General features: G+C 67.5%; 27 protein-coding genes and 1 riboswitch. Of the genes, 12 read left to right on the forward strand and 15 right to left on the reverse strand.

Translation table 11 applies throughout. The features are described 5' to 3' along the window. Positions 1-99 precede the first annotated feature (99 nt). The 4 genes from F1D05_RS08475 to F1D05_RS08490 form a co-directional block, all read right to left on the reverse strand. Entirely contained in the window at positions 100-588 is a 489-nt protein-coding gene (locus tag F1D05_RS08475) for a DUF1772 domain-containing protein (protein ID WP_185446749.1), read from the reverse strand. A gap of 1 nt (position 589) precedes the next feature. After that, positions 590-1,228, reverse strand: coding sequence for an NAD(P)-dependent oxidoreductase (locus tag F1D05_RS08480; protein WP_185446750.1), 639 nt, complete (start codon positions 1,226-1,228; stop codon positions 590-592). 106 nt (positions 1,229-1,334) lie between these two features. Then, a complete protein-coding gene (locus F1D05_RS08485) occupies positions 1,335-2,351 on the reverse strand; it encodes a helix-turn-helix transcriptional regulator (RefSeq protein WP_185446751.1) in 1,017 nt (338 codons plus the stop codon). 181 nt (positions 2,352-2,532) lie between these two features. Further along, positions 2,533-2,757: a hypothetical protein gene (locus F1D05_RS08490; protein ID WP_185446752.1), complete on the reverse strand. Its 225-nt coding sequence runs from the start codon at positions 2,755-2,757 to the stop codon at positions 2,533-2,535. Between F1D05_RS08490 and F1D05_RS38710 the strand changes: the two genes are divergently transcribed. Beyond that, a complete protein-coding gene (locus F1D05_RS38710; RefSeq protein ID WP_206686123.1) occupies positions 2,747-4,282 on the forward strand; it encodes a hypothetical protein in 1,536 nt (511 codons plus the stop codon). The genes F1D05_RS08490 and F1D05_RS38710 overlap by 11 nt on opposite strands. A gap of 129 nt (positions 4,283-4,411) precedes the next feature. After that, a complete protein-coding gene (locus F1D05_RS42880; RefSeq protein ID WP_185446753.1) occupies positions 4,412-5,143 on the forward strand; it encodes an inositol monophosphatase family protein in 732 nt (243 codons plus the stop codon). 318 nt (positions 5,144-5,461) lie between these two features. On the opposite strand, the gene ribH is transcribed toward F1D05_RS42880, so the two are convergent. From ribH to ribD, 5 genes are read right to left on the reverse strand one after another with little or no spacing between them, the layout of a single operon-like run. Next, positions 5,462-5,932, reverse strand: a complete 471-nt coding sequence (gene ribH, locus F1D05_RS08505; protein WP_185446754.1) for a 6,7-dimethyl-8-ribityllumazine synthase — start codon at positions 5,930-5,932, stop codon at positions 5,462-5,464. Further along, positions 5,932-7,164, reverse strand: coding sequence for a bifunctional 3,4-dihydroxy-2-butanone-4-phosphate synthase/GTP cyclohydrolase II (locus tag F1D05_RS08510; RefSeq protein WP_185446755.1), 1,233 nt, complete (start codon positions 7,162-7,164; stop codon positions 5,932-5,934). The genes ribH and F1D05_RS08510 overlap by 1 nt, the downstream gene beginning before the upstream one ends. Before the next feature lies 1 nt (position 7,165). Next, the gene (pnuC, locus tag F1D05_RS08515) at positions 7,166-7,834 is read right to left on the reverse strand and encodes a nicotinamide riboside transporter PnuC (RefSeq protein ID WP_185446756.1); all 669 of its coding nucleotides are present in this window, start codon (positions 7,832-7,834) and stop codon (positions 7,166-7,168) included. After that, entirely contained in the window at positions 7,834-8,439 is a 606-nt protein-coding gene (locus tag F1D05_RS08520; RefSeq protein ID WP_185446757.1) for a riboflavin synthase, read from the reverse strand. The genes pnuC and F1D05_RS08520 overlap by 1 nt, the downstream gene beginning before the upstream one ends. Next, positions 8,440-9,468, reverse strand: a complete 1,029-nt coding sequence (ribD, locus tag F1D05_RS08525; protein ID WP_185446758.1) for a bifunctional diaminohydroxyphosphoribosylaminopyrimidine deaminase/5-amino-6-(5-phosphoribosylamino)uracil reductase RibD — start codon at positions 9,466-9,468, stop codon at positions 8,440-8,442. A 136-nt stretch (positions 9,469-9,604) separates the two neighbouring features. After that, positions 9,605-9,736, reverse strand: a riboswitch (FMN riboswitch). Between the two features lie 268 nt (positions 9,737-10,004). On the opposite strand from ribD, the gene F1D05_RS08530 reads away from it, so the two are divergent. The 6 genes from F1D05_RS08530 (at position 10,005) to F1D05_RS08555 (ending at position 15,088) form a co-directional block, all read left to right on the forward strand. Further along, on the forward strand, positions 10,005-10,928 hold the full coding sequence (locus F1D05_RS08530) for a 2-dehydropantoate 2-reductase (protein ID WP_246486525.1): 924 nt from the start codon (positions 10,005-10,007) through the stop codon (positions 10,926-10,928). 5 nt (positions 10,929-10,933) lie between these two features. After that, entirely contained in the window at positions 10,934-11,518 is a 585-nt protein-coding gene (locus tag F1D05_RS08535) for a CGNR zinc finger domain-containing protein (protein WP_185446759.1), read from the forward strand. A 327-nt stretch (positions 11,519-11,845) separates the two neighbouring features. Beyond that, positions 11,846-12,730, forward strand: a complete 885-nt coding sequence (locus F1D05_RS08540) for an ABC transporter substrate-binding protein (protein WP_185446760.1) — start codon at positions 11,846-11,848, stop codon at positions 12,728-12,730. 120 nt (positions 12,731-12,850) lie between these two features. Next, a complete protein-coding gene (locus tag F1D05_RS08545; protein ID WP_246486526.1) occupies positions 12,851-13,480 on the forward strand; it encodes an amino acid ABC transporter permease in 630 nt (209 codons plus the stop codon). Beyond that, entirely contained in the window at positions 13,464-14,219 is a 756-nt protein-coding gene (locus F1D05_RS08550; protein ID WP_185446761.1) for an amino acid ABC transporter ATP-binding protein, read from the forward strand. Before F1D05_RS08545 ends, F1D05_RS08550 begins: the two co-directional genes overlap by 17 nt. A 179-nt stretch (positions 14,220-14,398) precedes the next feature. Next, positions 14,399-15,088: a polysaccharide deacetylase family protein gene (locus F1D05_RS08555; protein WP_246486527.1), complete on the forward strand. Its 690-nt coding sequence runs from the start codon at positions 14,399-14,401 to the stop codon at positions 15,086-15,088. A 48-nt stretch (positions 15,089-15,136) separates the two neighbouring features. Here F1D05_RS08555 and F1D05_RS08560 read toward each other — a convergent pair whose 3' ends face one another. The 6 genes from F1D05_RS08560 to F1D05_RS08585 form a co-directional block, all read right to left on the reverse strand. Next, a complete protein-coding gene (locus F1D05_RS08560) occupies positions 15,137-15,928 on the reverse strand; it encodes an HAD-IIA family hydrolase (protein ID WP_185446763.1) in 792 nt (263 codons plus the stop codon). A 361-nt stretch (positions 15,929-16,289) separates the two neighbouring features. After that, entirely contained in the window at positions 16,290-16,952 is a 663-nt protein-coding gene (gene rpe / locus F1D05_RS08565) for a ribulose-phosphate 3-epimerase (RefSeq protein ID WP_185446764.1), read from the reverse strand. A gap of 13 nt (positions 16,953-16,965) precedes the next feature. Further along, positions 16,966-17,697: a cobalt-precorrin-6A reductase gene (locus F1D05_RS08570; protein ID WP_185446765.1), complete on the reverse strand. Its 732-nt coding sequence runs from the start codon at positions 17,695-17,697 to the stop codon at positions 16,966-16,968. Between the two features lie 206 nt (positions 17,698-17,903). Next, on the reverse strand, positions 17,904-18,572 hold the full coding sequence (locus F1D05_RS08575) for a cobalt-precorrin-4/precorrin-4 C(11)-methyltransferase (protein ID WP_343066582.1): 669 nt from the start codon (positions 18,570-18,572) through the stop codon (positions 17,904-17,906). Positions 18,573-18,671: 99 nt separating this feature from the next. Continuing rightward, entirely contained in the window at positions 18,672-19,892 is a 1,221-nt protein-coding gene (gene cbiE / locus F1D05_RS08580) for a precorrin-6y C5,15-methyltransferase (decarboxylating) subunit CbiE (protein WP_185446766.1), read from the reverse strand. Between the two features lie 100 nt (positions 19,893-19,992). Next, positions 19,993-20,388, reverse strand: a complete 396-nt coding sequence (locus F1D05_RS08585) for a pyridoxamine 5'-phosphate oxidase family protein (RefSeq protein ID WP_185446767.1) — start codon at positions 20,386-20,388, stop codon at positions 19,993-19,995. A gap of 195 nt (positions 20,389-20,583) precedes the next feature. Between F1D05_RS08585 and F1D05_RS08590 the strand changes: the two genes are divergently transcribed. From F1D05_RS08590 to F1D05_RS08605, 4 genes are read left to right on the forward strand one after another with little or no spacing between them, the layout of a single operon-like run. Then, positions 20,584-21,879 carry an extracellular solute-binding protein gene (locus F1D05_RS08590; protein ID WP_185446768.1) on the forward strand — a complete coding sequence of 432 codons (1,296 nt, stop codon included), beginning with the start codon at positions 20,584-20,586 and terminating at the stop codon, positions 21,877-21,879. After that, positions 21,876-22,829 carry a carbohydrate ABC transporter permease gene (locus F1D05_RS08595; RefSeq protein ID WP_185446769.1) on the forward strand — a complete coding sequence of 318 codons (954 nt, stop codon included), beginning with the start codon at positions 21,876-21,878 and terminating at the stop codon, positions 22,827-22,829. Before F1D05_RS08590 ends, F1D05_RS08595 begins: the two co-directional genes overlap by 4 nt. Continuing rightward, the gene (locus F1D05_RS08600) at positions 22,826-23,677 is read left to right on the forward strand and encodes a carbohydrate ABC transporter permease (protein WP_246486528.1); all 852 of its coding nucleotides are present in this window, start codon (positions 22,826-22,828) and stop codon (positions 23,675-23,677) included. Before F1D05_RS08595 ends, F1D05_RS08600 begins: the two co-directional genes overlap by 4 nt. Next, positions 23,674-25,083, forward strand: coding sequence for a GH1 family beta-glucosidase (locus F1D05_RS08605; protein ID WP_185446770.1), 1,410 nt, complete (start codon positions 23,674-23,676; stop codon positions 25,081-25,083). Before F1D05_RS08600 ends, F1D05_RS08605 begins: the two co-directional genes overlap by 4 nt. The last annotated feature ends 92 nt before the right edge of the window (positions 25,084-25,175 follow it).

Genomic DNA, 25,175 nt, shown 5'->3' on the forward strand with positions numbered 1-25,175 from the left:
TAATGGGCCCGTATCCGGCCCCCGTCACCACCCGGCTGAGCGCGAAACTCAAGCCAGCAGCCGCCCATTACCTGTCGCTCGGGACACCTCGCCCACTGATCACCTGCGTCCGGCGGTACGGGTGAGGCCTGCCGCGAGCAGGGAGCCGAACGCTCCGATCGCTGACACTGTCCGGATCACGTGCGCGAGTTGCCAGTGATTGCGTACGGTCGCCCAGTCCGACGGCGGTGATTGCACTGACCAGTCCGCTTGGTCGGCATTGATCGGCAGATTGACTGCCAGCGACACTGCGAAGACGACCACCAGCAACGCGATACCCGCGATCAGGAACCACCGGTCGTTGCCTCGGGCCCTGAAGGTGAGTACGGCGAGGATCAGGGTGCTGACCAGCGCCGGGATCAAGGTGACGGACGCCAACCGGTCGAGGGAATCGAGCTCGACCTTCCGAACCTGCGTGTAGACCGAGCCGTCGTACGCCCGCAATGACTTCTCCAGTACGAGTACCGCGAGGAGGAAGCCGGAGAAGAGTCCGGTGAAAAGGAGGCTCACGCCGCGGAAGACCACGATTGCCGGGCGGACCGTAGTCATTTCAGTAGCCCGCGCTGACTGGCTGATTCAGCATCGCGGGGTTGTCGAGCGCCGCCAGCATCAGGTGGGCGACGTCGGCTCGCGAGATGCTGTAGGTACGCGGCACGGTGTCGCCGATCGAGACCCGGTACTTGCCGGTCAGCGACTTGCCGGTGAGCTTGGGCGGCCGGACGATGGTCCACTCGGTCGAACTGCTCATGATGTCGGCCTCCATCAGCCGCAGATCGGCGTACACATCGGCCGCGAAAGCGTTGATCATCGGCAGCACGACGCGACGGTTGAGGAAGCTCTCGTCCGGCGGGATCGGCCCGAGCGGGATCGCGCTGACCGCGACGAACCGATGGACGCCTACCGCCGCCATCGCCGCGAGAATCGAGCGGGTACTGCCCGAAGCGACAGGTCCGTCCTTGCGGCCGCGAGCGCCGACACCCGACACGACCGCCGTACTCCCGTCGAGCGCCGGCCGCAGCGTCTCCGGATCTTTGAGGCCGGGCACCCGGAACACCTGCAGCGATGGGTGGCTCACGTCGTAGGTCGACGACTCGCGCACCACCGCCGCGACCTTGTGGCCGGCGGCCAGCGCCTGCTCCACCACCTGGCCGCCGATCCCACCGGTCGCCCCGAAAACCGTGATCTTCATCCGAGCTCCTAGTTCTGGAACAGACCGGGCTGCGGTACCGTCCCTGATGTCAGCTGATCCGTAACTAATATAATACGGGAATCATAATATATTGACCCAAGAGAACCTAACGAGATCCGTCAGCGCCGCCGCGTAGGCGAGGTCGATCGGCCTCGTAGAGGGTGAGGACCGCCGTGGCGAGGCGGGTTAGTTCTGCCCGGAGTTCAGGCGGTTCCAGTACTTCGAGGTCGCCGGCGTAGCGGATGAGCTGGGTGGCGGCATTCGGGACGGACTCGATCGGGACCGAGACGGTGATGCTGCCGTCCTCATCCGGTCCCGCCCCGGCGTCGGTGATTGCCTTCAGCAACAGCGTGGCGGACAGATCCGCGAGCCGGCGTACGAGCGCGGGCGCGATCCGGACCGAGGCGTGCGCGGTGAACCGGCGTACCTCGAACTGGTCGAGATGCTCCTGCCAGTACTTCGGCAGGTCGAACCCGGCGACCCTGGTGAAGCTCTCGTCGGTCGAGGTCAGGTCGAGGATATTGGAGACCCGGTAGGTCCGGATCGAGCTCCCAGACGCCGAAGCCGCGACGTACCAACTGCCGTTTTTCAAGACCAGCCCGTACGGCGACAGCGTGCGCTCGACCTCGCGCGGCGCCTCCCAGCGGCGGTAGAGCACCTTGATCCGGCGAGCGTGCAGCACCGCCTCGGCGATCGCTGCGAGGTGCGGCGAAGCTTCGGCATCGCGGTACCAGGCCGGCATATCGAGGTAGAACCGGTTCTTCAGCCGACCGGCGCGATCGCGCTGATCGGGCGCCAGCGCGGCGAGCAGCTTCAACTCGGCCCCACTGGTCTGCTCGGTCAGCCCGAGCGCGGCCGCCGGACCTGGCATGCCGACCATGAACAACGCGGCCGCCTCCTGCTCGGTGAGGCCGGTCAGCTTGGTGCGATAACCGTCGACCAGCCGGTATCCCCCGGCCCGCCCCTGGTCGGCGTACACCGGAACGCCGGCTGCGGCGAGCGCCTCGACATCGCGATAGATCGTCCGCAGCGACACCTCGAGCTCATCGGCCAGCTCGCGCGCAGTCAGCCGCCTGCGCGTCTGGAGCAGCAGGAGGATCGACAACAACCGGCTTGAACGCATGCTCCGAGACTAGTTCTAAACACTGCCACTCACTGTCAGGTTTATCCGAGAAGCTCTGGTCATGAGCAAACTGACCAGTGATTTCGACTTCCTGACCGGCCACTTCGATGTCGTCAATCGCATCCTGACGGCCTCCGGCGAGTGGGAGGAGTACGCCGGGACCTGCAGCGGGCCGGACCCATCACGACGGGGCCGTCAGCATCGACGAAGCCCGGTTCCCGACCAAGGCGTCGTACGGGCTGTCGCTCCGGCTCTTCAACCCGGCCGAGAAGGACTGGACGGTCCACTGGGTGAACAGCAGGACCGGGAAGCTCCAACCGCCGGTCCACGGCGCCTGGTCGGACGGCAGTTGCACCCTGTACGGCGTTGACGAGGTCGACGGCCAGGAGATCCCGGTGCGGCTCATCTGGTCTGACATCACCGACGAGACCGCGCACTGGGAGCAGGCGTACACGGTGAACGGCAGTTGGCAGACGAACTGGACGATGGACCTGACCCGGCGGGACACCGAGCCGCCGGCGCTGGACATCCCGAAGGTTACCGGCGATTTCGACTTCTTCGTCGGCGAGTGGGACGTGCGACACCGCCGCTTGCTGGCGCCTTTGACCGGCAGCGACGAGTCGCGCGAGTTCGCCGGGACCGCCAGTTGCTACACGCTCTTCAACGGTGCGGTCTGCATCGACGAGACGTTCTTCCCGACCGAGGACTTCGACGGCATGACCGTGCGCCTGTACGACGTGGCGGCCGGATCCTGGGCGATCTATTGGATCAACAGTTCGCGGGGCGTCCTCGAGCCACCCGTTTACGGCGGCTTCGGGCTGGACGACATCGGCATCCTCGAAGGGCCTGACGAGCACGAGGGCCGGCCGGTGGACGTCCGGTTCCGGTGGACGAAGGGCGGCGTACCGGTCTGGGAGCAGTTCTTCTCCGCGGACGGCGGCGAGACCTGGGAGAGCAACTGGACGATGACCTTCACCCGGCGCTTTCCCAAGGTGACCGGCGATTTCGACTTCCTGAACGGGTATTTCGATGTCGTGCACCGGACCTTGAACAAGCCGCTGACCGGGAGTTCCGAGTGGCAGGAATACGTCGGTACGTGTTCCGCACGGACCCATTTCGACGGGGCGATCAGCATCGACGAGATGCGGTTCCCGACCAGGTCGTCGTACGGAATGTCGGTGCGGCTGTTCGACCCGGTCTCGGAAGAGTGGACGATCTACTGGATCAGCAGCACCACGATGGAGGTCTATCCGCCGGTCCGGGGGAAGTGGTCGGGTGACAGTTGCTGGCTCGTCGGTGAGGAAGAGCTGGACGGGAAGCCGATCCTGGTCAGCTACGCCTGGTCGGACGTCACGGCGGAGACCGCGCATTGGGAACAGTCATTCTCGGACGACGGTGGTGAGACCTGGGAAGTCAACTGGACAATGGAATTCACCCGGCGCTCGACCGAACCGCCGCGCGTGGACACCCCCAAGCTGACCGGCGACTTCGACTTCCTGGTCGGCAGTTGGGACATGCACAACCGCCGCCGCAAGCCGTACCTGGGCGAGCCGGCCACGTGGTACGAGATGGAATCCCGGATGGAGGTCCACAGCTACTTCGACGGCGCCATCAGCTTCGACGAAGGCTGGTTCCCCACCGAAGGCTTCCGTGGCGCCACCTTGCGCGTCTACAACCCCACCGACCGCACCTGGGCGATTCACTGGATCAACAGCCTCCGAGGCAAACTCGAAACCCCGGTCATCGGCTCGTTCGACACCAACGGCACCGGCATCTTCGAGGCCCGCGAACCGTGGGACGGCGAGGAAGTCATCGTCCGCTTCACCTGGACCCCCGGCACCGACAAGGCGGCCTGGGAACAATCCTTCTCCACCGACAACGGCCGAACCTGGCTCCCCAACTGGCAAATGACCCACACCCGCACCCCGTAGGTCGCCAACTGGGGGCTGTCGCCAACTGGGGACTTAGGACAGCAACTGGGGACCTCGGACACCAAATAACTTGTTCAAGATCCCGACAAGGTGTCCGAGGTCCCCAGCCACGGCGTGTTGGATGGGGGCATGAGTGAGCAAAGAGGTTCTGATGTCGACCTGGCGATCGCGGCTGCTGAGGCGGGGGCCGCGGTGGTGCGCGCCAAGTACGGCGCGTCGGTTGGCCGGCACGACAAGTCGGCGACGGACTTCGCGACAGACGCGGACCTCGCCGCGGAACAGGCCATTCTGAATCTGATCCATCAGGCCAGGCCTGCGGATGCGATAGTCGGCGAAGAGTACGGCGCGAGCGGCGATGCTGATGCACCCAGGCGCTGGCTGGTAGACCCCTTGTGCGGGACGCTCAACTTCGCCGCCCAGACTCCGCTCTTCTCGGTCAACGTCGCGCTGCAGGTCGACGGCGAGGCCTCCGTCGCCGCAGCCGCGGATCCAATGTCAGGCGAGACCTTCTGGACCGACGGACGGACGGCGAGCGTGCGGCGCGGCGGATCCGACGTCCCGCTGACCCCGTCGGGCCGGCTCGCGCCTCGTCGACGTCAACCTCGACCCGATAACGGACGGCGACTTTCTCGGGTCGAGACTCCTGACCGACGACACGTTCCGGAAGACCTTCGGTCAGCGAGTCCTATCGACGACGTTGGCCGTCGCCTGGGTAGCCGCAGGCAGGCGCGCCGCCTACGTGACCGACGGAAACCTCCGCGACAGCGTGCATTTCACAGCGTGCTTAGCCCTTTGCAGCGCCGGCCGGCTGCACCGTCACCGACCTCCACGGAGGCCCCCTGTACGCAGGCCCCGGCGTAATCGCCGCCGCCGACCCCCAAACCCACGCAACCCTCCTACAAATCATCACCCCCCACCTCCCAACAACCTGACCGAGGACCAATCAGGCCCGCGAGCCCTCCGCCCGCGACACCAGTTCGGCTCGCAGGGTAGCGAGGAAAGCAGAGAACTGGTCCCCGGTCAGCGCCGACTCACGCAGTACTGCGAACCGCCGGCGATAAAGCTCAACCTCGTCGAACCGGGCGACCGTCAGATAGGCGTGAATCCGTGGCTTGACGACTGAGCTCTTGCGTCCGAAGAGGTGGGGGTCCTGCCCCTCGCCTCTTCGGACGCAAGGCGTTACAGGGAGCGGGTGGCGAGGAGGGTTGCCAGGGCTGCGTGGGTGGATTCGTAGCCTTTGTCTTCGCGGCTGTCGGGGAGGCCGGCTCGGTCCAGGGCCTGGGGGTCGTTGTCGCAGGTCAGGAGGCCGAAGCCGACCGGGACGCCGGTGTCGACCGAGACGCGCATGAGGCCGTCGGTCGCCGCCTGGCAGACGTATTCGAAGTGGGGGGTGTCGCCGCGGATGACGACGCCGAGGGCGACCACCGCGTCGTACCCGCTCCGGGCCGCGTGCAGCGCCGCGACCGGGAGTTCGAAGGAGCCGGGAACCCGGATCACCTTGAAGTCGGTGACGCCCGAGTCGGCCAGGGCACGCTCAGCTCCGGCGACCAGGGAGTCCGTGATCGTCGGGTGCCACTGGGCGGCGATCACGGCGACCCGGACGCCTTCAGCGCGCGGGATCTGGATCGTGGGTGCTCCGCTTCCCGACATCAGTTGGCTCCGTTCTCGTCCGTGCCGGTAGGCAGGTGGTGGCCCATCCGATCGCGCTTGGTCCGCAGGTACCGCAGGTTGTGTTCGGTCGGGTCGATCGAGATACCGCGACGCTCGACCACATCGATGCCGTAGCCCTGGACGCCGGCCAGCTTGTCCGGATTGTTCGTCAGCAACTTCACCGACGTGATCCCCAGGTCGGCCAGGATCTGCGCACCGGTGCCGTAGTCGCGGGCATCGGCAGGCAGCCCGAGATCCAGGTTCGCGTCGACCGTGTCGCGGCCGGCGTCCTGCAACTCGTACGCCTGCAGTTTGTGCAGCAGCCCGATCCCGCGTCCCTCATGCCCACGCAGGTAGACGACAACGCCACCCTCGGCCGCGACCTGGCGCATCGCCTCGTCCAACTGCGGACCGCAGTCACACCGCAGTGAGCCGAAGACATCGCCGGTCAGGCATTCGGAATGCAGGCGGACCAGCGTCGGCCCGTCGCCGATCTCGCCGCGGACCAGCGCGAGCTGCTCCGATCCGTCGACGGTGTTCCGGTAGCCGTGGGCAACGAAATCGCCGTACTGCGTCGGCAGTGTCGTCGTCGCGACCCGCTGGATCTGGCTCTCGGTCCGCCGCCGGTACCGGATCAGGTCCTCGATCGAGATCAGCACCAGCCCGTGCTCGTCCGCGAACGTCCGCAGGTCTCCCCCGCGCTTCATCGTGCCGTCGTCGTTCACCAGTTCGGCGATCACCGCGGACGGCCGCAGCCCGGCGATCCGGGCCAGGTCCAGCGACGCCTCGGTGTGCCCAGGCCGAACCAGTACGCCGCCCTCGCGCGCCCGCAGCGGGAAGACGTGCCCCGGCTGCACCAGGTCGTACGACTCCGACGCCGAGTCCGCGAGCACCCGGATGGTCCGAGCACGATCGGCCGCCGAGATGCCGGTCGTCACCTTGTCGCGGGCATCCACAGAGATCGTGTACGCCGTACGCAGCCGCTCGCGGTTGTGCGGCGTCATCAGCGGGATCCCGAGCCGGTCCAGCTCGGCCGCCTCCATCGGGACGCAGACCACGCCCGAGCTGTAGCGGATCAGGAACGCCAGCAGTTCCGGCGTCGCCTTGGACGCCGCGAAGACCAGGTCGCCCTCGTTCTCGCGATCCTCGTCGTCGACCACGATCACCGGCCGGCCGGCGCGGATCTCGTCGACGGCGTGCTCGATCGTGTCGAGCTTCAGCACTTCACCCATGTCAGCCCACCACTACTGGTTCGGGCGTCGTGGTGACCGCCGCACGATTCTGGATCCGCCACCAAGACGCGAATCCGAGGACACAGAACAGTCCGTACACGACGTACATCGCCGCGGACGGGTAGAACTTGGACTGCACCAGCAGCGGTACGCCGACGACGTCCACCGCGATCCAGACCAGCCAGAACTCGACGAACCCGCGCGCCATCCCGTACGTCGCCAGGATCGAACCCGTGAGGATCCACGCGTCCCACTGCGGTCCCCACGATCCGAGCGCCTTCAGCACCGGGTACGCGATCGCGTAGAGCACGACGCCCACGCCGAGCAGCTCAAGTCGCTGGCGGGTCGTCGCCCATCGAGGCTGTACGCCGGTGCCGGCGCCGCTGTGGCGGGTCTGGTACCAGCGGTACCAGCCGTAGATGCTGACGAGAGCGAAGAAGACCTGCCGCCCGGCCTGACCCCAAAGGTCCTTGTCCTGCGGGGTATCGAAGACTCCGCCGACGAAGACCGTGAACAGCAACACGTTGCCGACGATCCCGACCGGCCACGCTGCGACCACCCGGCGCATCCCGAACAGCGCGCTCGCCAGTCCGAACACGTTCCCGACGATCTCCCGGACCAGGACCGGCGAGCCGCCGATCGTCACCTGCGAGTGCAGCAGCCAATCCATTATTTGCCTCCAGCAACGAGTAGCCGCTCGACGTACTTCGCGATCACATCGACCTCGAGGTTCACCGTGTCGCCGATCTTGTTGCGGCCGAGCACGGTCAGTTCGAGTGTGGTGGGGATCAAGCTGATCCCGAAGGTCCCGGTGCTGTCGTCCACATCGGTGACGGTGAGGGACACCCCGTCGACCGCGATGGAGCCCTTCTCCGCGACGTACCGCAGGATCTCCGGCGGCGCAGCGATCCGGACGACCTCCCAGTGCTCGGCCGGCTCCCGGCTCGCGATCGTGCCGGTGCCGTCGACGTGGCCCTGGACGATGTGGCCGCCCAGCCGCGCGTGCGCCTGGACCGCCCGCTCTAGGTTGACGGTGGAGCCCTTCTCGACGCTGCCGAGGCTGGTGCGCTTGAGCGTCTCGCGCATCACATCCGCCGTGAAGGTGCCGTCGCCGGTACCGACCACGGTCAGGCAACAGCCGTTGACCGAGATCGAGTCGCCGTGACCGGCGTCCCCGGTGACCTTCGGGCCACGAATGGTGAGCCGGGCCGCGTCGCCCTCCAGCAGGTCGAGCGACTCGACGGTGCCCAGCTCTTCGACGATTCCGGTGAACATCTACTTCCCTCCCAGGGGAGTCAGGGTGAGCCGGACGTCGTCGCCGAGACGAGTGACGTCCGCAAGGTTGAAGCGCCGTAGCCGGTCGATAGATTCCACACCGAGGTCGCCGACGGCCGAGAAGCCCGCGCCGAGCAGCGCCGGCGCGACGTACGCGACGATCTGATCGACCAGGCCGGCCCGCAGGAAGGCAGCGGCCAGTGTCGGCCCGCCTTCAAGCCAGAGGTGCCGGATCTGGTGATCGTCGAGCTGCCGTAGTACCTCGGCAGGATCGTGTGTGGGGAGCAGAAGGGTCTCGGCGCGGTCATTGCGGACCCGCGCGGTCGGCGGGATCTCGCGGTCGCCGACGACGACGCGGAGCGGCTGGCGCTCGGCCGGTACGTCGTGCTCGTCGCGAACCGTCAGCTCGGGATCGTCGGTCAGCACCGTTTGGGTGCCGACGGCAATCGCGTCGCACTCGGCCCGCTTGCGGTGTACGTCGGCGCGGGCGAGCGGGCCGGTGATCCACTTGCTCGACCGATCCGGCGCAGCACTACGCCCATCGAGCGTGGTCGCGAACTTCCACGTGACGAACGGGCGGCCGGTGCGGACGCTGTGCAACCAGACGTGGTTCACCGCTTCGGCCTCGTCCTGAAGGATGCCCTGCTCGACGAGGATGGTCTTGCTCCGCAGCTTCTCGGCACCGCCGGAAGCCTGCTTGTTCGGATCCGGCACGGCGTACACGACCCGGCTGATGCCGGCTTCGATCAACGCGTCGGAACACGGACCGGTCCGGCCGGTGTGGTTACACGGCTCGAGCGTGACGTACGCCGTACCGCCGCGTGCCTGATCCCCCGCCATCCGCAGGGCACCGACCTCCGCGTGCGGGCCGCCGGAGTACACGTGGAAGCCCTCGCCGACCGGATGACCGTCCCGGTTGGTGACGACACAGCCGACGACCGGATTCGGATGCGTGCTGCCGATGCCGTGAGCGGCGAGTTCGACGGCGCGACGCATCCACGCGATATCGATCGGCGAAACGTTCTTCACTGACGGGTCCCTCGTTGTCACGGACGCACACCGGGGCCATGACAACCGGCGCCCGCACTCCGCGCCTCCGGACCTGCCCTTCTTCGGGGCAGCACGTCGTTCGCGTCGTCCGGACGCTCGGAGCGCACCCGCCGATCGCGTGCGCCTCCCATCCGGACTTTCACCGTCGGTCCTGGAATTCCACCAGGTCAACCGGCCGAGAAACATCCTCGGCCGGGTCGCGGACTATCACCGCCGGCTCGGAATTACACCGACCCCGGAGCACGCGAGTGGGTTCACTCGTACCTTCAGTGTGCCACTCCCCCGAAACCAGTCCACGACCTAGGTCACATCCTGGTACGGCGAACTGCCCGCACGCAGCTCGACCCTCGCCGCTCCCACCCACCCCGGTCCGCCGGTCGGCCGCCGCGGCTCGTGCGCGGGTGCGGCTTGCCTACGGTGACGGAACAGACGCTCTGGGTGTCGCTGTGAGCTTGCTGGAAAGGTGCCGGATGCTGCGGTTCTGGTGTTACCGGTTTGATGGGTAACATGGGGGGATGATGATCAAGATCGCGGTGCTGGGCGCAGGCGGGGTTGGCGGGTATTTCGGGGGACGGCTGGCCGCTGCTGGGCATGAGGTGACGTTCGTGGCGCGTGGGGAACACCTGGCGGCGATGCGGCGGGACGGGTTGGTGGTCGAGAGCGTGGCCGGCGACTTCACCGTCGACCAGGTCAAGGCGACGGCCGACACCGAGGAGGTGGGTGAGGTCGACTACGTGCTGCTCGGGGTCAAGACCTGGCAACTCGAACCGGCCATCGCCTCGCTGAAGCCGCTGATCGGCCCGGACACGGCGGTCGTCACCACCCAGAACGGAGTGGAGGCGCCGCACCAGGTCGCGGCCGCGATCGGTAGTACGGCGGTCCTCCCGGGTGCGGTCGAGGTGATCGCCTTCCTCGACGGCCCGGGGCGGGTGCGGCAGATCGGTGGCGGCGGCAAACTCACCTTCGCCGAGTGGGACAACCGGTCGACCGCCCGGGTGGAGCGCCTCCGCGACGCCTTGCAGGGGTCGGGCCTGATCGCCTCGGTCGCGACAGACATCTGGGCGGCGCTCTGGTCCAAGTTCCTGGCACTCGGCTCGGTCGGCGCGATCGCAACGCTCGCCAACGCCCCGTACGGCGTACTCCGTACCCGCCCCGGCACCCGGCAGTTGATCCTGGACAGCATGGCCGAGATCCAGCAGGTCGCGAAGGCATCGGGCATCAAGCTGCCCACCGATGCCGTCGACACCACCGTGGCGTTCCTGGACAGCCTCCCCGAGGCCGGAACCACCTCCCTGCAACGTGACATCAACGCCGGCCGGCCTTCCGAACTGGAAGCCTGGACCGGCGCCGTCGTCAGAATCGGCCGGCAGACCGGCACACCGACCCCGCTAAACACCGTCCTGTACGAGCTGGCGAGCACACGAAGTCAGATTGGATAGCGCCCATGGCGGTTGATCTCCTGGAGTTCCCGTTCATCGGTGGGCGGCCGGCGCTCAACTTCGTCGGCACGCTCGGCAAGCGCGGCTCGGAGGACATCGAGCGGTTACGCACGCCCGAAGACCTGACCCGCTGGGGCATCGAGTCCGGCCTCAGCAAGGCCGCGAGCGCCACCGCCACGAGCGTTGAGCTGACTGCGTCCGCTGTGGAACTGCAGGACGCCCGGCTGCTGCGGGAAGCCTTGTACGGCTTGACAATGGCGACTCTCGGGCGAGCACCGGCCCGTTCCACCGATGTTGCCCTGGTCAACGAATGGGCCGCACACGAAACCCACGCCCCAGCCCTCGTACTCCGATCTGGAGCCCTCCACCGCGACGAACCCGAGTCGACGGCAGCCGCGGTACTGGCCGCTGTTGCCCGCGACGGGATCGACCTCCTCACCGGACCCGAGGCGGCGTCGATCCGAGACTGCGAGGACCCCACCTGCACCCTGCTGTTCGTCGACACCAGCCGCAGCCACCGCCGCCGCTGGTGCTCGATGGCCCGCTGCGGCGCCCGAGCCAAGATGCGCACCCTCCGCTCCCCCGGGTAAATGCCCGTCCGCTTCGCTCCCCCGGTAGATGCCCATCCGGAAGCGGATCGCTCGATCAGGGTCGGCCAGAGGTCGTCTTCGAGGGGGAAACGATGGGCATGCGGAGTCTGACTCAGGGTGAGGCCGAGGAGCGGGCGGGGCCGCTGACGGTAGAGCGGTACGACAGTCGCTGAACTCCCGGCCCGGCTCATATACCACGAGCCGGGTAGACATTCCGGAGCCGTCTCATCCGGTGTCACGGTGGAATTCGTTGCCCGCAAGCGACGTTAGCGTCGTGGAGTGGGCCATCCCCACCGCATCCTGATCACTTGTTCTAAGGAGACACCTGTGCGCGCCTTCAGCGCCCTTCGCCGGTTCGCCGCGCTCGGTACGGCCGTCACCCTGGCCGTCGCGCTGGCCGCCTGCGGCAGCGACGACAAGTCCGATGCCTCTGGCCCCGATCTGGGCCTGCTCCAGTCGGGCACGCTCCGGATCGGCACGCTGACCGACGCGCCGCCGAACGTGTACGTCAAGGACGGCAAGTTCACCGGCTTCGACAACGACCTGATCACCGCGGTCGCCGCGAAGCTGAACCTGAAGCCCGAGTTCGTCGGTACCGACTTCTCCGCCCTGCTCTCGCAGGTGAACGGCGGCCAGTTCGACCTCGGCAGCTCGTCGATCACGATCACCGAGGCACGCAAGAAGACGGTTGCCTTCAGCAATGGCTACGACTTCGGCTACCTCGGCCTGAACACGACGAAGACCGCCGGCATCACGTCGTTCGATCAGCTCGGCGGCAAGCGCGTGGTTGTGGTCCAGGGCACCGTCCAGGACGACTACGCGACGCAGAAGAGCCTGAACCCGGTTCGCGTGCCGAACTACAACGCCGCCGTCGGCCAGCTCAAGGCCGGTACCGCGGACGCCTGGATCTCACCTGCCGAGATCGGCGAGAAGATGGCCAAGGAGCAGGGCGGCGGCGTGGTCATCCTCGCCGCGAAGGAGCTCAGCTCGGCACCGACCGCGTACGCCGTCGCCAAGAGCAACGACAAGCTGCGTGAGGCCGTCAACAAGGCGCTCGACGAGGTGATCGCCGACGGCACCTGGACGAAGCTGGTCCAGCAGTACTACCCGGGCCGCGCCGTACCGGCGTCGTTCAAGCCGGGTAGCGGCACCGTCAAGTTCGCCCTCCCGACAGCCGTGCCGACGGCCAGCGGCACCCCAGCAGCCGGCTGATGGACGTCTGGTCCACCCTGAACGACACCTTCCTCGACTGGGGGTCGATGAAGGCAGTCCTGCCGGAGATGCTGAGGGTCGGGCTGGTCAACACTCTCATCTTCGCGGGCCGCCTCGGTCGTGCTGGGCACTGTGCTCGGCATGGTCGTGGCGGTGATGGGGTTGTCCCGCAGGTGGTGGCTACGGTGGCCGGCGAAGCTCTATACCGACATCTTCCGCGGCCTGCCCGCGATCCTGACCATTCTGCTGATCGGCCAGGGGCTGTCCCCGATCACCCGGCATTGGTGGGGCCCGAACCCGTACCCGCTGGGGATCCTCGCCCTGTCGTTGATCGCGGCGGCGTACATCGGGGAGATCTTTCGCTCCGGCATCCAGAGTGTGGAGAAGGGCCAGTTGGAGGCGGCGCGGGCGCTCGGTTTCAGCTACAGCTCGGGCATGTGGCTCGTCGTCATTCCGCAAGGTGTCCGCCGGGTCCTGCCGGCGCTGGTGAACCAGTTCATCGCGTTGGTGAAGGAGTCGAGTCTGGTCTACTTCCTCGGCTTGCTGGCCAGTCAGCGCGAGTTGTTCCGGATCGGCCAGGACGCGGCGGCGACGAACGGCAACCTGTCGCCGTTGCTGCTGGCAGGCATCTTCTACCTGATCATCACGGTGCCGCTGACGCACCTGGTCAACTACTTCGACAAGCGGCTGCGTGAGGGCCGTCCAGCCGAACTCGAGGTCGAGGAGCTCGTCCATGCCGACCACCGTTGATCCTGCCGCCTTCGCGGCGGCCAGCCTGGAGCTCGCCGGGATCGAGCTGGCTTTCGGCAACAACAAGGTCCTGCGAGGGGTGGACCTGGTCGTACCGGCCGGCCGGACGGCCTGCGTGATCGGGCCGTCCGGGTCGGGCAAGTCGACGTTGCTGCGAGCAACCAATCGCCTGCTCGAACCCGACGACGGGGACGTCCTGCTGGGTGGTACGTCGGTTCTGAAGAGCAACCCGGACGAGCTACGCCGGCGGATCGGGATGGTGTTCCAGCACTTCAACCTCTTCCCGCACAAGACCGTGCTGGAGAACATCACCCTGCCGTTGCGGAAGATCAAGAAGCTCAGTTCCGAGGAGGCGGCCGCGGCGGCGATGCAGCAGCTGGACCTGGTCGGTCTGAAGGAGAAGGCCTCGTCGCGACCTGGCAATCTGTCGGGCGGTCAGCAGCAGCGGGTCGCGATCGCACGCGCCCTGGCGATGAAGCCCGAGGTGATGCTCTTCGACGAGGCCACGTCCGCGCTGGACCCCGAACTCGTGAAGGGCGTCCTCGGCCTGATGGCGGACCTCGCCTCAGCCGGCATGACGATGATCGTGGTCACCCACGAGATGGGCTTCGCTCGCCAGGTCGCCGACCAGGTCGCCTTCATGGACCGCGGCGTGGTGGTCGAGTCCGGCCCACCGGAAAAGCTCTTCACCTCTGCCGAATCGCCCCGCCTTCAGCAGTTCCTGTCCCAGGTGCTCTAGCAGGTCCCGGACCGCCAGCACTCACCAACTGCGGCCGGCTGCCGCCGCCCAGGCGTGCAGGGGCGTCCTCCTGGCCGAAAGCAGCAGGTTGGTGAGTGCTGGCGGTCCGGGACCCTAGCTTTTCCAGGTGTTCACGCGGATGGTGGAGGTGATGCTCATCGACACCTGGGGTCCTGATGATGCGAAGTCCACAGTTGCGGATAGTGGTTGTCCTACTCGGGTTGTTCGGGTCGGTGCTGGTTGCGGCGTGCGCTTCGCCGGCGGGCGGGGTTACCGCGGCAGCCGATGCACCACAGGCGGCTGCGTCGAAGTACGTGATTCTGACCTTTGACGACGGGCCGTCGCCGCAGTACACCCCGAAGGTGCTTGCGATCCTGCGCCAGTACGGCGTGAAGGCGACGTTCTTCGAGCTCGGCCAGAACGTGGCGCGGTATCCGTCGCTGACCCGGCGGGTCTATCTGGCCGGGAACAGCGTGCAGAACCACACCTGGACGCATCCCGACTTGCGGCGGGTGTCGTGGACGAAGTTCAGGTCCGAGGTGCTGAACACCGATCGGGTGATTCGGGCGCAAACCGGGTACACGCCGCGCTGCCTCAGGCCGCCGTACGGCGGGGTCAACAAGCTGACGTATCGGCGAGCGGCGAGCCTTGGCAAGACGGTCCGGCTGTGGACGGTCGACCCGGCCGACTGGTCACGGCCCGGTACGTCGACGATCGTCCGGCGGGTGCTGGCGAACGTCCGCAACGGCTCGGTGATCCTGATGCACGACGGCGGCGGCGATCGCAGCCAGACGGTGGCGGCGCTCCCCACGATCTTGCGGACGCTGAAGGCACGCGGGTACGCCTTCTACACGACATCTTGCACCTGAGCGCGTACCGGCGTACCGGCGTACCGGCGTACCGGCGTACCGGCGAGGCTAGGACAGGGCGGCGATGAGTGGGACCACGTCGGCGATGGACTCGACGATCCGGGTCGGGCGGTAGGGGAAGCGCTCGACCTCATGGTCGGCGGTCGAGCCGGACAGCACGAGCACGCTGCGGAGGCCGGCTTCGAGCCCGCTGATGATGTCGGTGTCCATCCGGTCGCCGATCATCACGCTGGTCTCGGAGTGGGCCTCGATGCGGTTGAGGGCGCTGCGCATCATCAGCGGGTTGGGCTTGCCCACGAAGTACGGCGCTACGCCGGTGGCGCGGGTGATCAGCGCGGCGACGGAGCCGGTCGCGGGCAGCGGGCCTTCGGTGGACGGGCCGGTCGGGTCGGGGTTGGTCGCGATGAACCTCGCGCCGTCCGCGATCAGCCGGATCGCCCGGGTGATCGCCTCGAACGAATACGTCCGGGTCTCCCCCAGTACGACGTAGTCCGGCGCGCGCTCGGTCAGCACGTATCCCACCTCGTGCAGCGCCGTCGTCAGGCCGGCCTCGCCGATCACGTACGCCGTACCGCCGGGTCGCTGGTCGTCAAGGAACTGCGCGGTCGCCAGCGCGGACGTCCAGATCGCCTGCTCCGGCACATCGATGCCGCCGGCAAGCAACCGGGCCCGGAGGTCGCGCGGGGTGAAGATCGAGTTGTTCGTCAGCACCAGGAACCTCTTCCCGGACTGCTGCAGCGTCGAGATGAACTCACTCGCCCCCGGGATGGCGCGCTCCTCGTGCACCAGCACGCCGTCCATGTCGGTCAGCCAGCTCTCCACCGGCTTGTGCTCCGTCATGCCCACTCCTCGCTAGCGCTCCGACAGGGGGCACTCGGTGCGTCCAGCACCCCGATCCACCCTCCGCATCCTGCCAGACCTCAGCTCCACGGAGACGAACCGGACCGCCAGCCAGGCAGTCTCACCGTCGTCGCGCAGATCCGACCGCCGCTGACGCTCGAACCAGCCGGACCCCGCCCCAACCACCTCGAGTCGGGAACGCACTGCCTGGCTGGAGGTACGGTCGGCCCCGCCAAAAGCTGTCCTAGGCCTACTGGCTGGCGGCTTCCTCGTCCGCTGGCGGGCTTATAAGGCGCTACTGGGCGAAGATCGCGACAGCCGACCCGCTCCGAGCGCTCGGGACAGCTGAGCGACGGAGGTACTAGCTGATGGCTTCGGTGGCGAGCGAGCGGAGGTGCTCGACCATGGCGTTCGGGTTGTCGGCGGAGTAGACCGCGGAGCCGGCCACGAAGACGTCGGCGCCGGCTTCGGCGCAGCGCTCGATCGTCTCGGCGGAGATTCCGCCGTCGATCTCGATCCAGAGGTCGAGGCCGTGCTTGCTGATCAGGTCGCGGGTACGGCGGATCTTCGGCACCACGACGTCGAGGAACTTCTGGCCGCCGAAGCCCGGTTCGACCGTCATCAGCAGGATCATGTCGAGCTCGGAGAGCATGTCCTCGTACGGCTCGATCGGGGTCGCCGGCTTGAGCGCCATCGCCGCCCGCGCACCCTTCGCGCGGATCTCGCGGGCGGTCCGGATCGGCGCCCGGCAGGCCTCGACATGGAAGGTGACGCTGGACGCGCCCGCCTCGACGTACCCAGGCGCCCAGCGGTCCGGGTCCTCGATCATCAGATGGCAGTCGAGCGGCTGCTCGGCCGCCTTCGCGAGCGACTCGACGATCGGCAGTCCGAGCGTGAGGTTCGGGACGAAGTGGTTGTCCATCACGTCGACGTGCAGCCAGTCGGCGTTGGACACCGCGGCGGCCTCGTCGGCCAGCCTGGCGAAGTCGGCGGTCAGGATGCTCGGCGCGATCTGGATTCCCATAAGGATCCGGAGTCTACCGACGCTCCCGGAGCCGGCCGACGACCTGGTCGACCGTCTCCACCACAGTGACCCCGGCCGGAAGCGCCGGCCGCCTGATCACCACGACCGGGATCTTCAACGTTCGCGCCGCCTCCAACTTGGCCTCGGTCATCGAACCACCGCTGTCTTTGGTGACCAGTACGTCGATCCGCCGGTCGCGGAGCAGGTCCAACTCAGCCTGTACGTCGTAAGGCCCACGATCCAGCAGCAGCTCACACCAGGTAGGCACCGGCTCCGGCGGATCCACACACCGCGCGAGCATCCAGACAGCGGCATCGGCGAACTCCCCCAGCCCTTGCCGCCCGATCGTCAGGAACGCCCGCTCCCCCAGCCCCGGAAGCGCCTGCGCAGCCTCTGCGGCCGAGTCCACCCACGACCAGCAGTCACCGGACTGCTCACGCCAGCCCGGGCGCCGTAGTACGAGCAACTCCACGCCCGCGGCCCGCGCCGCCTCGACCGCGTGCTCGGACATCGTCGCCGCAAACGGATGCGTCGCGTCGACCAGGATGTCGATCTCGTTCGCCTTCAGCCAGTCGACGAGACCTGCGACCCCACCGAAACCACCTTGCCGCACGGCCCCCTCGGGCAGCCTCGCCTCAACGGTCCGCCCAGCCAGCGAGGAAACGACCTCCACCCCCAGCTCGCCCGCCGACCATGCGGCGACCTGGCGCGCCTCCGCGGTCCCCCCCAGCAACAGAACCTTCACCCGCCCACTATCCCCGACCGGACTCAGCCAATTCCAGCGACCTGGGTCAGGAAGGCGAGACCTCGGACATGTTATGTCCTGTCCGAGCCCCCGAGTTCCTGTCCTAGGTCTCGAGTCCGGCCGGGATTCAGGCTAGTGGCGGGTCCGCGTGGTCGAGTACAGGTGGGAGTCGGGGAAGTTGTCGGCGGCAAGGACCTGGCCGACGATCACCACCGCGGTACGGCGGATGTCGGCTTCGCGGACCTGGGCGGCGATGGTGGCGAGGGTGCCGCGAAGGATCTGTTCGTCGTCGCGGGAGGCGCGGGCGACGACTGCGGCGGGCAGTCCGGGCCGTAGTTCGGGGTGAGTTCGTCGACCAGGCGCTCGATGTGCTGGACAGCGAGGTGGAGGACGATCGTGCCGCGGCTCGCGCCGAGCGTCGCCAGGTCCTCCCCTTCAGGCATCGTGGTCGCGCGGGCGGCGATGCGGGTGAGGATGACGGTTTGGCCGACCTCCGGGACGGTCAGTTCGCGGCGGAGGGAGGCGGCGGCCGCGGCGTACGCCGGTACGCCGGGCGTCACGTCGTACGGGATCTCCGCGGTGTCGAGGCGGCGCATCTGCTCGGCCATCGCGCTGAAGACCGACGGGTCGCCTGAGTGCAATCGGGCTACGTCCAGGCCGGCCTCGTGGGCTTTGGTGAGTTCGGCGAGGATCTCGTCCAGGTTGAGCTGCGCTGTGTCGATCTTGCGGGCGTCGGGCGGGCAGTGGTCGAGAAGCTCGACGGGGACCAGCGCACCGGCGTACAGGCAGACGGGCGAGGAGGCGATCAGATCGCGGCCCCGCACGGTGATGAGATCAGCGGCACCAGGACCGGCGCCGATGAAGTGGATGGTCACTCGGCCACGCTCCAGCCGTTCAAGGGCACAGTCATTTGGTGACGCTCCAGCCGTTCAAGGGCAGTCACTTGGTGACGCTCCAGCCGTTCAAGTGCGCGGTCATTTGGTGACGCTCCAGATGGTTACGGGCATTGCGGGGCGCCAGCCCGTCATGTTGCCGACCGGGGACGCGCGCTGGACGTCGAGGCGGACGAGGTCGCCGCCCAGTTCGCCGTACCAGCGGGCGATCAACGCCTCGGTCTCCAGCGTGACGCCGTTGACGACCAGCCGGCCGCCTGGCTTGAGCGCCTCCCAGCAGGTCTCGATCATGCCCTCTGCCGTGGCGCCGCCGCCGACGAACACCGCATCCGGCGACTCCAGCTCGGCCAAAGCCTCAGGCGCTTTGCCAAGCACACTCCGTACTACGACGCCAAGCGCAGCCGCGTTCCGCTCCAGCCGCTCGGCGCGATCCGAATCCCGCTCGATCGCGACCGCGCGGCAACTCGGATGATGCCGCGACCACTCGATCGCGATACTCCCCGCGCCACCGCCGACATCCCACAGCAGTTGCCCAGGCACCGGCGCGAGCCGCGACAACGTCACCGCGCGTACTTCGCGCTTGGTCAGCTGCCCATCACTCTCGTACGCCGAATCTGGCAGCCCAGGAGCCGTCGACAGCACTGGGCCGTCCTCCGCGCAGCTGATGCCGATCACGTTGAGCGCGTCGACCTCGCCGGCCCACTCCGCGGCTGTCGTACTCCGCACTCGCTCATCGTCCGAGCCCAACTGCTCCAACACGGTGAACCGGCTCCCGCCGTACCCGCGATCGGTCAGCACCTTGGCGACCTCGGCCGGTGTGTGCGGGCCCCAACTCAGTACGACGAGTCGCCGACCGGGCTGGATGTGCGGCTGCACGAGCTCAAGCGGATGACCGACCAGGCTCACCACCTGCACCTGATCCTGCGGCCAACCGAGCCGCGCACACGCCAGCGAAACACTCGACGGATGCGGAATCACCCGCACCGCATCGGCGCCCAGCAACCTCGTCAACGTCGTACCGATGCCGTGGAAGGTCGGGTCACCACTGGCCAGCACACAAATCCGACGACCGCGATGAGCTGCCAGCAACCCCGGCAGCGACTCCGACAACGGCGACGGCCAGGCGACCTGCTCTGCCTTCCCGTCCGGAATCAAGGCCAACTGCCGCGCGCTACCCATCAGGACCTCAGCCTGACCGACAACCTCCCGCGCGGCCGGCGCCAGCCCGTCCCACCCGTCGGCTCCGACCCCGACAACAGTGAGCCGGTCAGCCCATGCCGAGAGGCGTGATCCGTCAGGCATCGCCGAGCTCCGGGGTTCGTCAGGCATCGCCGAGTTCCGTGGTTCGTCTGGCGCAGCCGGGTTTCGGAGTTCGTCAGGCATCGCCGAGGCCTCTGGGCTGTCAGGCATTGCCGAGGACCTTGGTGACGGTGATCTCGATGACGACGCGTTCGGGGTTCACCCGCGGCTGACGGTAGCGCTCGGCGTACCGGCGTACGGCTTCGGCGACCCGCTCAGGATCGTCGCTCACCACAGCACGCCCCTCCAGCGTCGACCACTTCCGCCCGTCGACCTGCGTCACCGCCACCGCAGCCTCCCCAGCCTTGAGAATCTGCCGGGCCTTGTGCGAACCCCGCGAACAGATCACCCGCGCGATCCCGGTCTCCGGCTCGAGCGTCGCCCCCACCGGCACGGCATGCACCGTGCCATCGGCCCGCACCGTACTCAGGACGACCAGATGCCGCTCGGTCCAGAACTCCACGAACTCCCCAGACCGCTCACTCAAAGGCTGCTGCACCCACCGATCGTAAACAGCGGCCCGGCAGACCCATCGGCTCAGGCCCGGGTGACGTTCGTCCCGCCGCCCGCAGCCACGACTTGGAATCAATTTGGGAACGCTCCCACCGACCTCTTGACAGCATCCTGACCTGCCCCGATGCTCTTGGGAGCGCTCCCAGATGGGGCGTTCAGAATCTCTAGGAGGGGTCAGGCGATGAGCCAGACGAAGCGGTTCCTGGCAGTCACGGTGGCTGCCGTGACAGCCATGGGCATGGTAGGGGCATGCAGCAAGAACACCGATACCAAGCCGGCGGCCGACGGCCAGGTCAACCTGGTGGTCGACACATTCGGGGACTTCGGCTACAAGGCGCTGGTCGCGCAGTACCAGCAGGACCACCCGAACGTGAAGGTCGAGCTGCGCAGTGTGCAGAAGCTCGACGACTACAAGCCGAAGCTGACCCAGTACCTGGCCGCCGGCACCGGCGCCGGGGACGTGGTGGCGCTCGAGGAGGGCATCCTCAACGAGTTCAAGACCCAGCCGCAGAATTTCGTCAACCTGCTCGACCAGGGCGCGGCCGACCAGCAGGGAAACTTCCTGCCGTGGAAGTGGGAGCTCGGCCGGGTCGGCGCCGACGGGCCACTGATCGGGCTCGGCACCGACGTGGGCGGTCTGGCCGTGTGTTACCGCAAGGACCTGTTCGCCAAGGCGGGCCTGCCCACCGACCGGGAGGCCGTTTCGAAGCTGTGGCCGGGCTGGGACGAGTTCATCACCACCGGCAAGAAGTTCGCCGCGGCCAACACCGGCGCCAAGGGCTTCGTCGACTCGGTCACCACCAGCTTCAGCGCGATGCTGTCGCAGGCCGGTGACACCAACTTCTACGACCGCGACAACAAGCTGATCGCCGACTCGAACCCGGTCGTACGGCAGGCCTGGGACACCTCGATGAAGATGGTGTCGGAGGGCGTCAGCGCCAAGGTCCCCACCTGGTCGAAGGACTGGGAAGCGGGCTTCAAGAACGGCAGCTTCGCGGTCACCATGTGCCCGTCGTGGATGCTCGGCATCATCAAGACCAACTCCGGCGCCGCGAACGCCGGCAAGTGGGACGTTGCCTCGGTGCCTGGTGGCGGCGGCAACTGGGGTGGTTCTTGGCTCGCGGTACCGACCCAGAGCAAGCACCCGAAGGAGGCCTACGAGCTGGCCAAGTTCCTGACCGCACCCGAGGGTCAGGTGGCCGCCTTCAAGGAGGCCGGACCGCTCCCCTCCTCGCCGAAGGCGCTGGACGACCCGGCGTTCCTGGCACTGACCAACGACTACTTCTCCAACGCCCCGGTCGGCAAGATCTTCGGTACCGGCGCCAAGTCGCTGAAGCCGGTCGTGCTCGGGCCGAAGCACCAGGCGGTCAAGGAGCGTGCCTTCGAGCCCGCTCTGCAGGCCGTCGAGCAGGGCAAACTCACCCCCGACAAGGCATGGCAGCAGGCTCTGAAGAGCGCTGTCAAAGAGGCGAAGTGACCTCTTCCAGCGTCGTCCGGGCGTCGGCGGCCGCACAGGCCGCCGGCGCCCGGGATCCTTGGCGCTCCCGGCTGACTCGCGCGGACGTGAGGTTCGCGCCGTACTTCTTCATCGCGCCGTTTTTCGTCATGTTCGCGATCTTCGGGGCGTTCCCGCTGGTCTACACCGGCTGGGTGTCGCTGCACGACTGGCATCTGATCGGTGACCACACATTCATCGGATTCGCCAACTACACCGCGCTGTTCGCGGACCCGGACTTCTGGAACGCGCTGAAGAACACGGTCGGCATCTTCGTCCTCGCGACCGTGCCGCAGTTGATGATGGCCCTGGGGATGGCGAACCTGCTGAACCGCAAGATCCGCGCCCGGACCTTCTTCCGGATGGGCGTGCTGATCCCCAACGTCACCTCGGTGGCGGCCGTCGGCATCGTCTTCGGGCAGTTGTTCGCCCGCGACGTCGGCCTGGTCAACTACGTGATCACCAGCCTCGGCCTGGACGCGGTGGACTGGCAGGCCAACACCTGGTCCAGCTGGATCGCGATCGCCACGATGGTCGACTGGCGCTGGACCGGCTACAACACGCTGATCCTGCTCGGCGCGATGCAGGCGATCCCGAAGGACCTGTTCGAGGCGGCAGCGCTGGACGGCGCGTCGCCCTGGCAGCAGTTCTGGCGGATCACCGTGCCGCAACTGCGCCCGACCCTGGTGTTCACCGTGATCATCTCCACCATCGGCGGCCTGCAGTTGTTCACCGAGCCGGTGATCTTCGGCAACGGGAGGATGCTCGGCGGCACGCTCGGGCAGTTCCAGACGGTCACGATGTACATGTACGAGACGGCGTTCCAGCGCTTCCAGTACGGCTACGGTGCCGCGATCGCCTGGTCGCTGTTCGGCCTGATCGTGGTGTTCTCGGCCGTCAACCTGCTGATCGTCAGGAGGGCCGCCGGATGAGCACGATGAAGGCCGCCTCGATCCGGTTGTGGCGCACCAGCCCCGCGACGTACCTGGCCCTGATCGTCGGCTGCGCGCTGTCGCTGTTCCCGATCTACTGGATGTTCGTCGTGGCCACCCGGTCCAACGACGTGATCAACGACGTACCGCCGCCGATGCTGCCCGGTGCCGAACTCGCCGACAACGTCGGCCGGGTGTTCGCGAACGAGCACGCGGCCTTCGCCTACGGACTGGTGAACTCGCTGGTGGTCTCCAGCGTGGTGACCCTGTCGGTGGTGTTCTTCTCCACGCTGGCCGGGTTCGCGTTCGCCAAGCTGCGGTTCCGCGGCCGCAACGCGATGCTGCTGGTGATCGTCGCCACGATGATGGTGCCGATCCAGCTGGGCCTGATCCCGCTCTACATGCTGATGGTGAAAATCGGCTGGAACGGCCATCTGCAGGCGGTGATCGTGCCGTTCCTGGTGAGCGGTTTCGGCGTCTTCATGATGCGCCAGTACGCCGCCGAGGCGATCTCCGACGAACTCGTCGAGGCCGCCCGGGTGGATGGTTGCTCGACCTTCCGGATCTACTGGAACGTCGTGCTGCCCGTACTGCGTCCCGCCGCGGCCGTCCTCGGTCTGCTCACCTTCATGCAGACGTGGAACGAGTTCATCTGGCCGTACGCCGTACTCGACGCCAATACTCCCACTGTCCAACTGTCGCTCAGCCTGCTGGCGACGGCGTACTACACCGACTACGCGCAGGTCTTCGCGGCGACGGCTCTGGCCACGCTGCCCCTGTTCGCGGTGTTCATCTTGTTCGGCCGCCAGATCATCGGCGGCATCATGGAAGGTTCGATCAAGTCGTGACAACCGAGAGCCAGACCGAGCCCGGTACCGGCCTGCAGTTCCCCACCGGGTTCCTTTTCGGCGCCGCCACGGCCGCCTACCAGGTGGAGGGCGCGGCGACCGCCGACGGGCGCGGCCCCTCGATCTGGGACACCTTCGCGCACACACCTGGCCGCGTGCTGGGCGGCGAGACCGGCGATGTCGCGATCGAGCACTACCAGCGGTACCGCGAAGACGTCGCGCTGATGTCCGATCTCGGCCTGCAGGCCTACCGCTTCTCGATCGCCTGGCCGAGGGTCCAGCCGACCGGTCGCGGCGCGCTCAACCGGGCCGGCGTCGACTTCTACTCGCGGCTGATCGACGAACTGCTCGCGGCCGGTATCGAGCCGTGGCCGACCCTGTACCACTGGGATCTGCCGCAGCCTCTCGAGGATGCGGGCGGCTGGCCCGAGCGCGACACGGCGGAGCGTTTCGCGGACTACGCGGGCGCGATCACCGCAGTACTGGGTGATCGGGTCCGGCAGTGGACGACGTTGAACGAACCTTGGTGCTCGGCCTTCCTGGGCTACGGCTCAGGCGTGCACGCACCGGGCCGTCAGGATCCCGCGGCAGCCGTCCGGGCCGGGCATCACCTCATGCTCGGGCACGGTCTGGCCGCCGGCCTGCTCAGATCCGGCGGTCACCAGGTCGGCGTGACCATCAACCTGTACGACGTCGTGCCGGTGAGCGAGCGGGAGATCGACGTCGACGCCGCTCGGCGGATCGACGGTTTGCAGAATCGCTTCTTCCTCGACCCCGTGCTGCTCGGGTCCTACCCGGCCGACGTGGTGGCGGATCTCGCCCCGGTCACCGACTTCTCGCACGTCCACGACGGCGACCTGGCGGTCATCTCGACCCCGCTCGACATCCTCGGCGTGAACTACTACAGCCGGCATGTGGTGACGGGTGAGGCGAACACCGGAGACGACGGCCACGGTGGCGGGGGCAGCGCCTCGCCTTGGCCCGGCAGCGAGCACGTCGGTTTCTCGAAGGGTGAGTTGCCGGTCACCGCGATGGGCTGGGAGATCCATGCCGAAGGGCTCACCAGCGTCCTCGAGCGCGTCTGCGTGGAGTACCCGCCAGTGCCGCTGTACGTCACCGAGAACGGCGCCGCCTTCGCCGACGTACCGGACTCGGACGGCCTGGTCCGCGATCCCGATCGGATCAGCTACCTGGACGGTCATCTGCGAGCCTGCCAGGCGGCCATCGATGTCGGGGTACCCCTGCGCGGCTACTTCTGCTGGTCGCTGTTCGACAACTTCGAGTGGTCCTGGGGGTACTCGCGGCGCTTCGGGCTGGTCTATGTCGACTACGAGACCCAGACACGAACGCCGAAGAGCAGCGCGTATTGGTACGGCGATCTGATCCGAGGCAGGCTAGCGACATGACCGAACCCCGCCCCACCATCGAAACCGTCGCGGCACGGGCGGGGGTGGGGCGGGGAACCGCTTCGCGAGTGGTGAACGGGTCGTCCCAGGTC

Source organism: Kribbella qitaiheensis (genome assembly GCF_014217565.1).
Taxonomy (GTDB): domain Bacteria; phylum Actinomycetota; class Actinomycetes; order Propionibacteriales; family Kribbellaceae; genus Kribbella; species Kribbella qitaiheensis_A.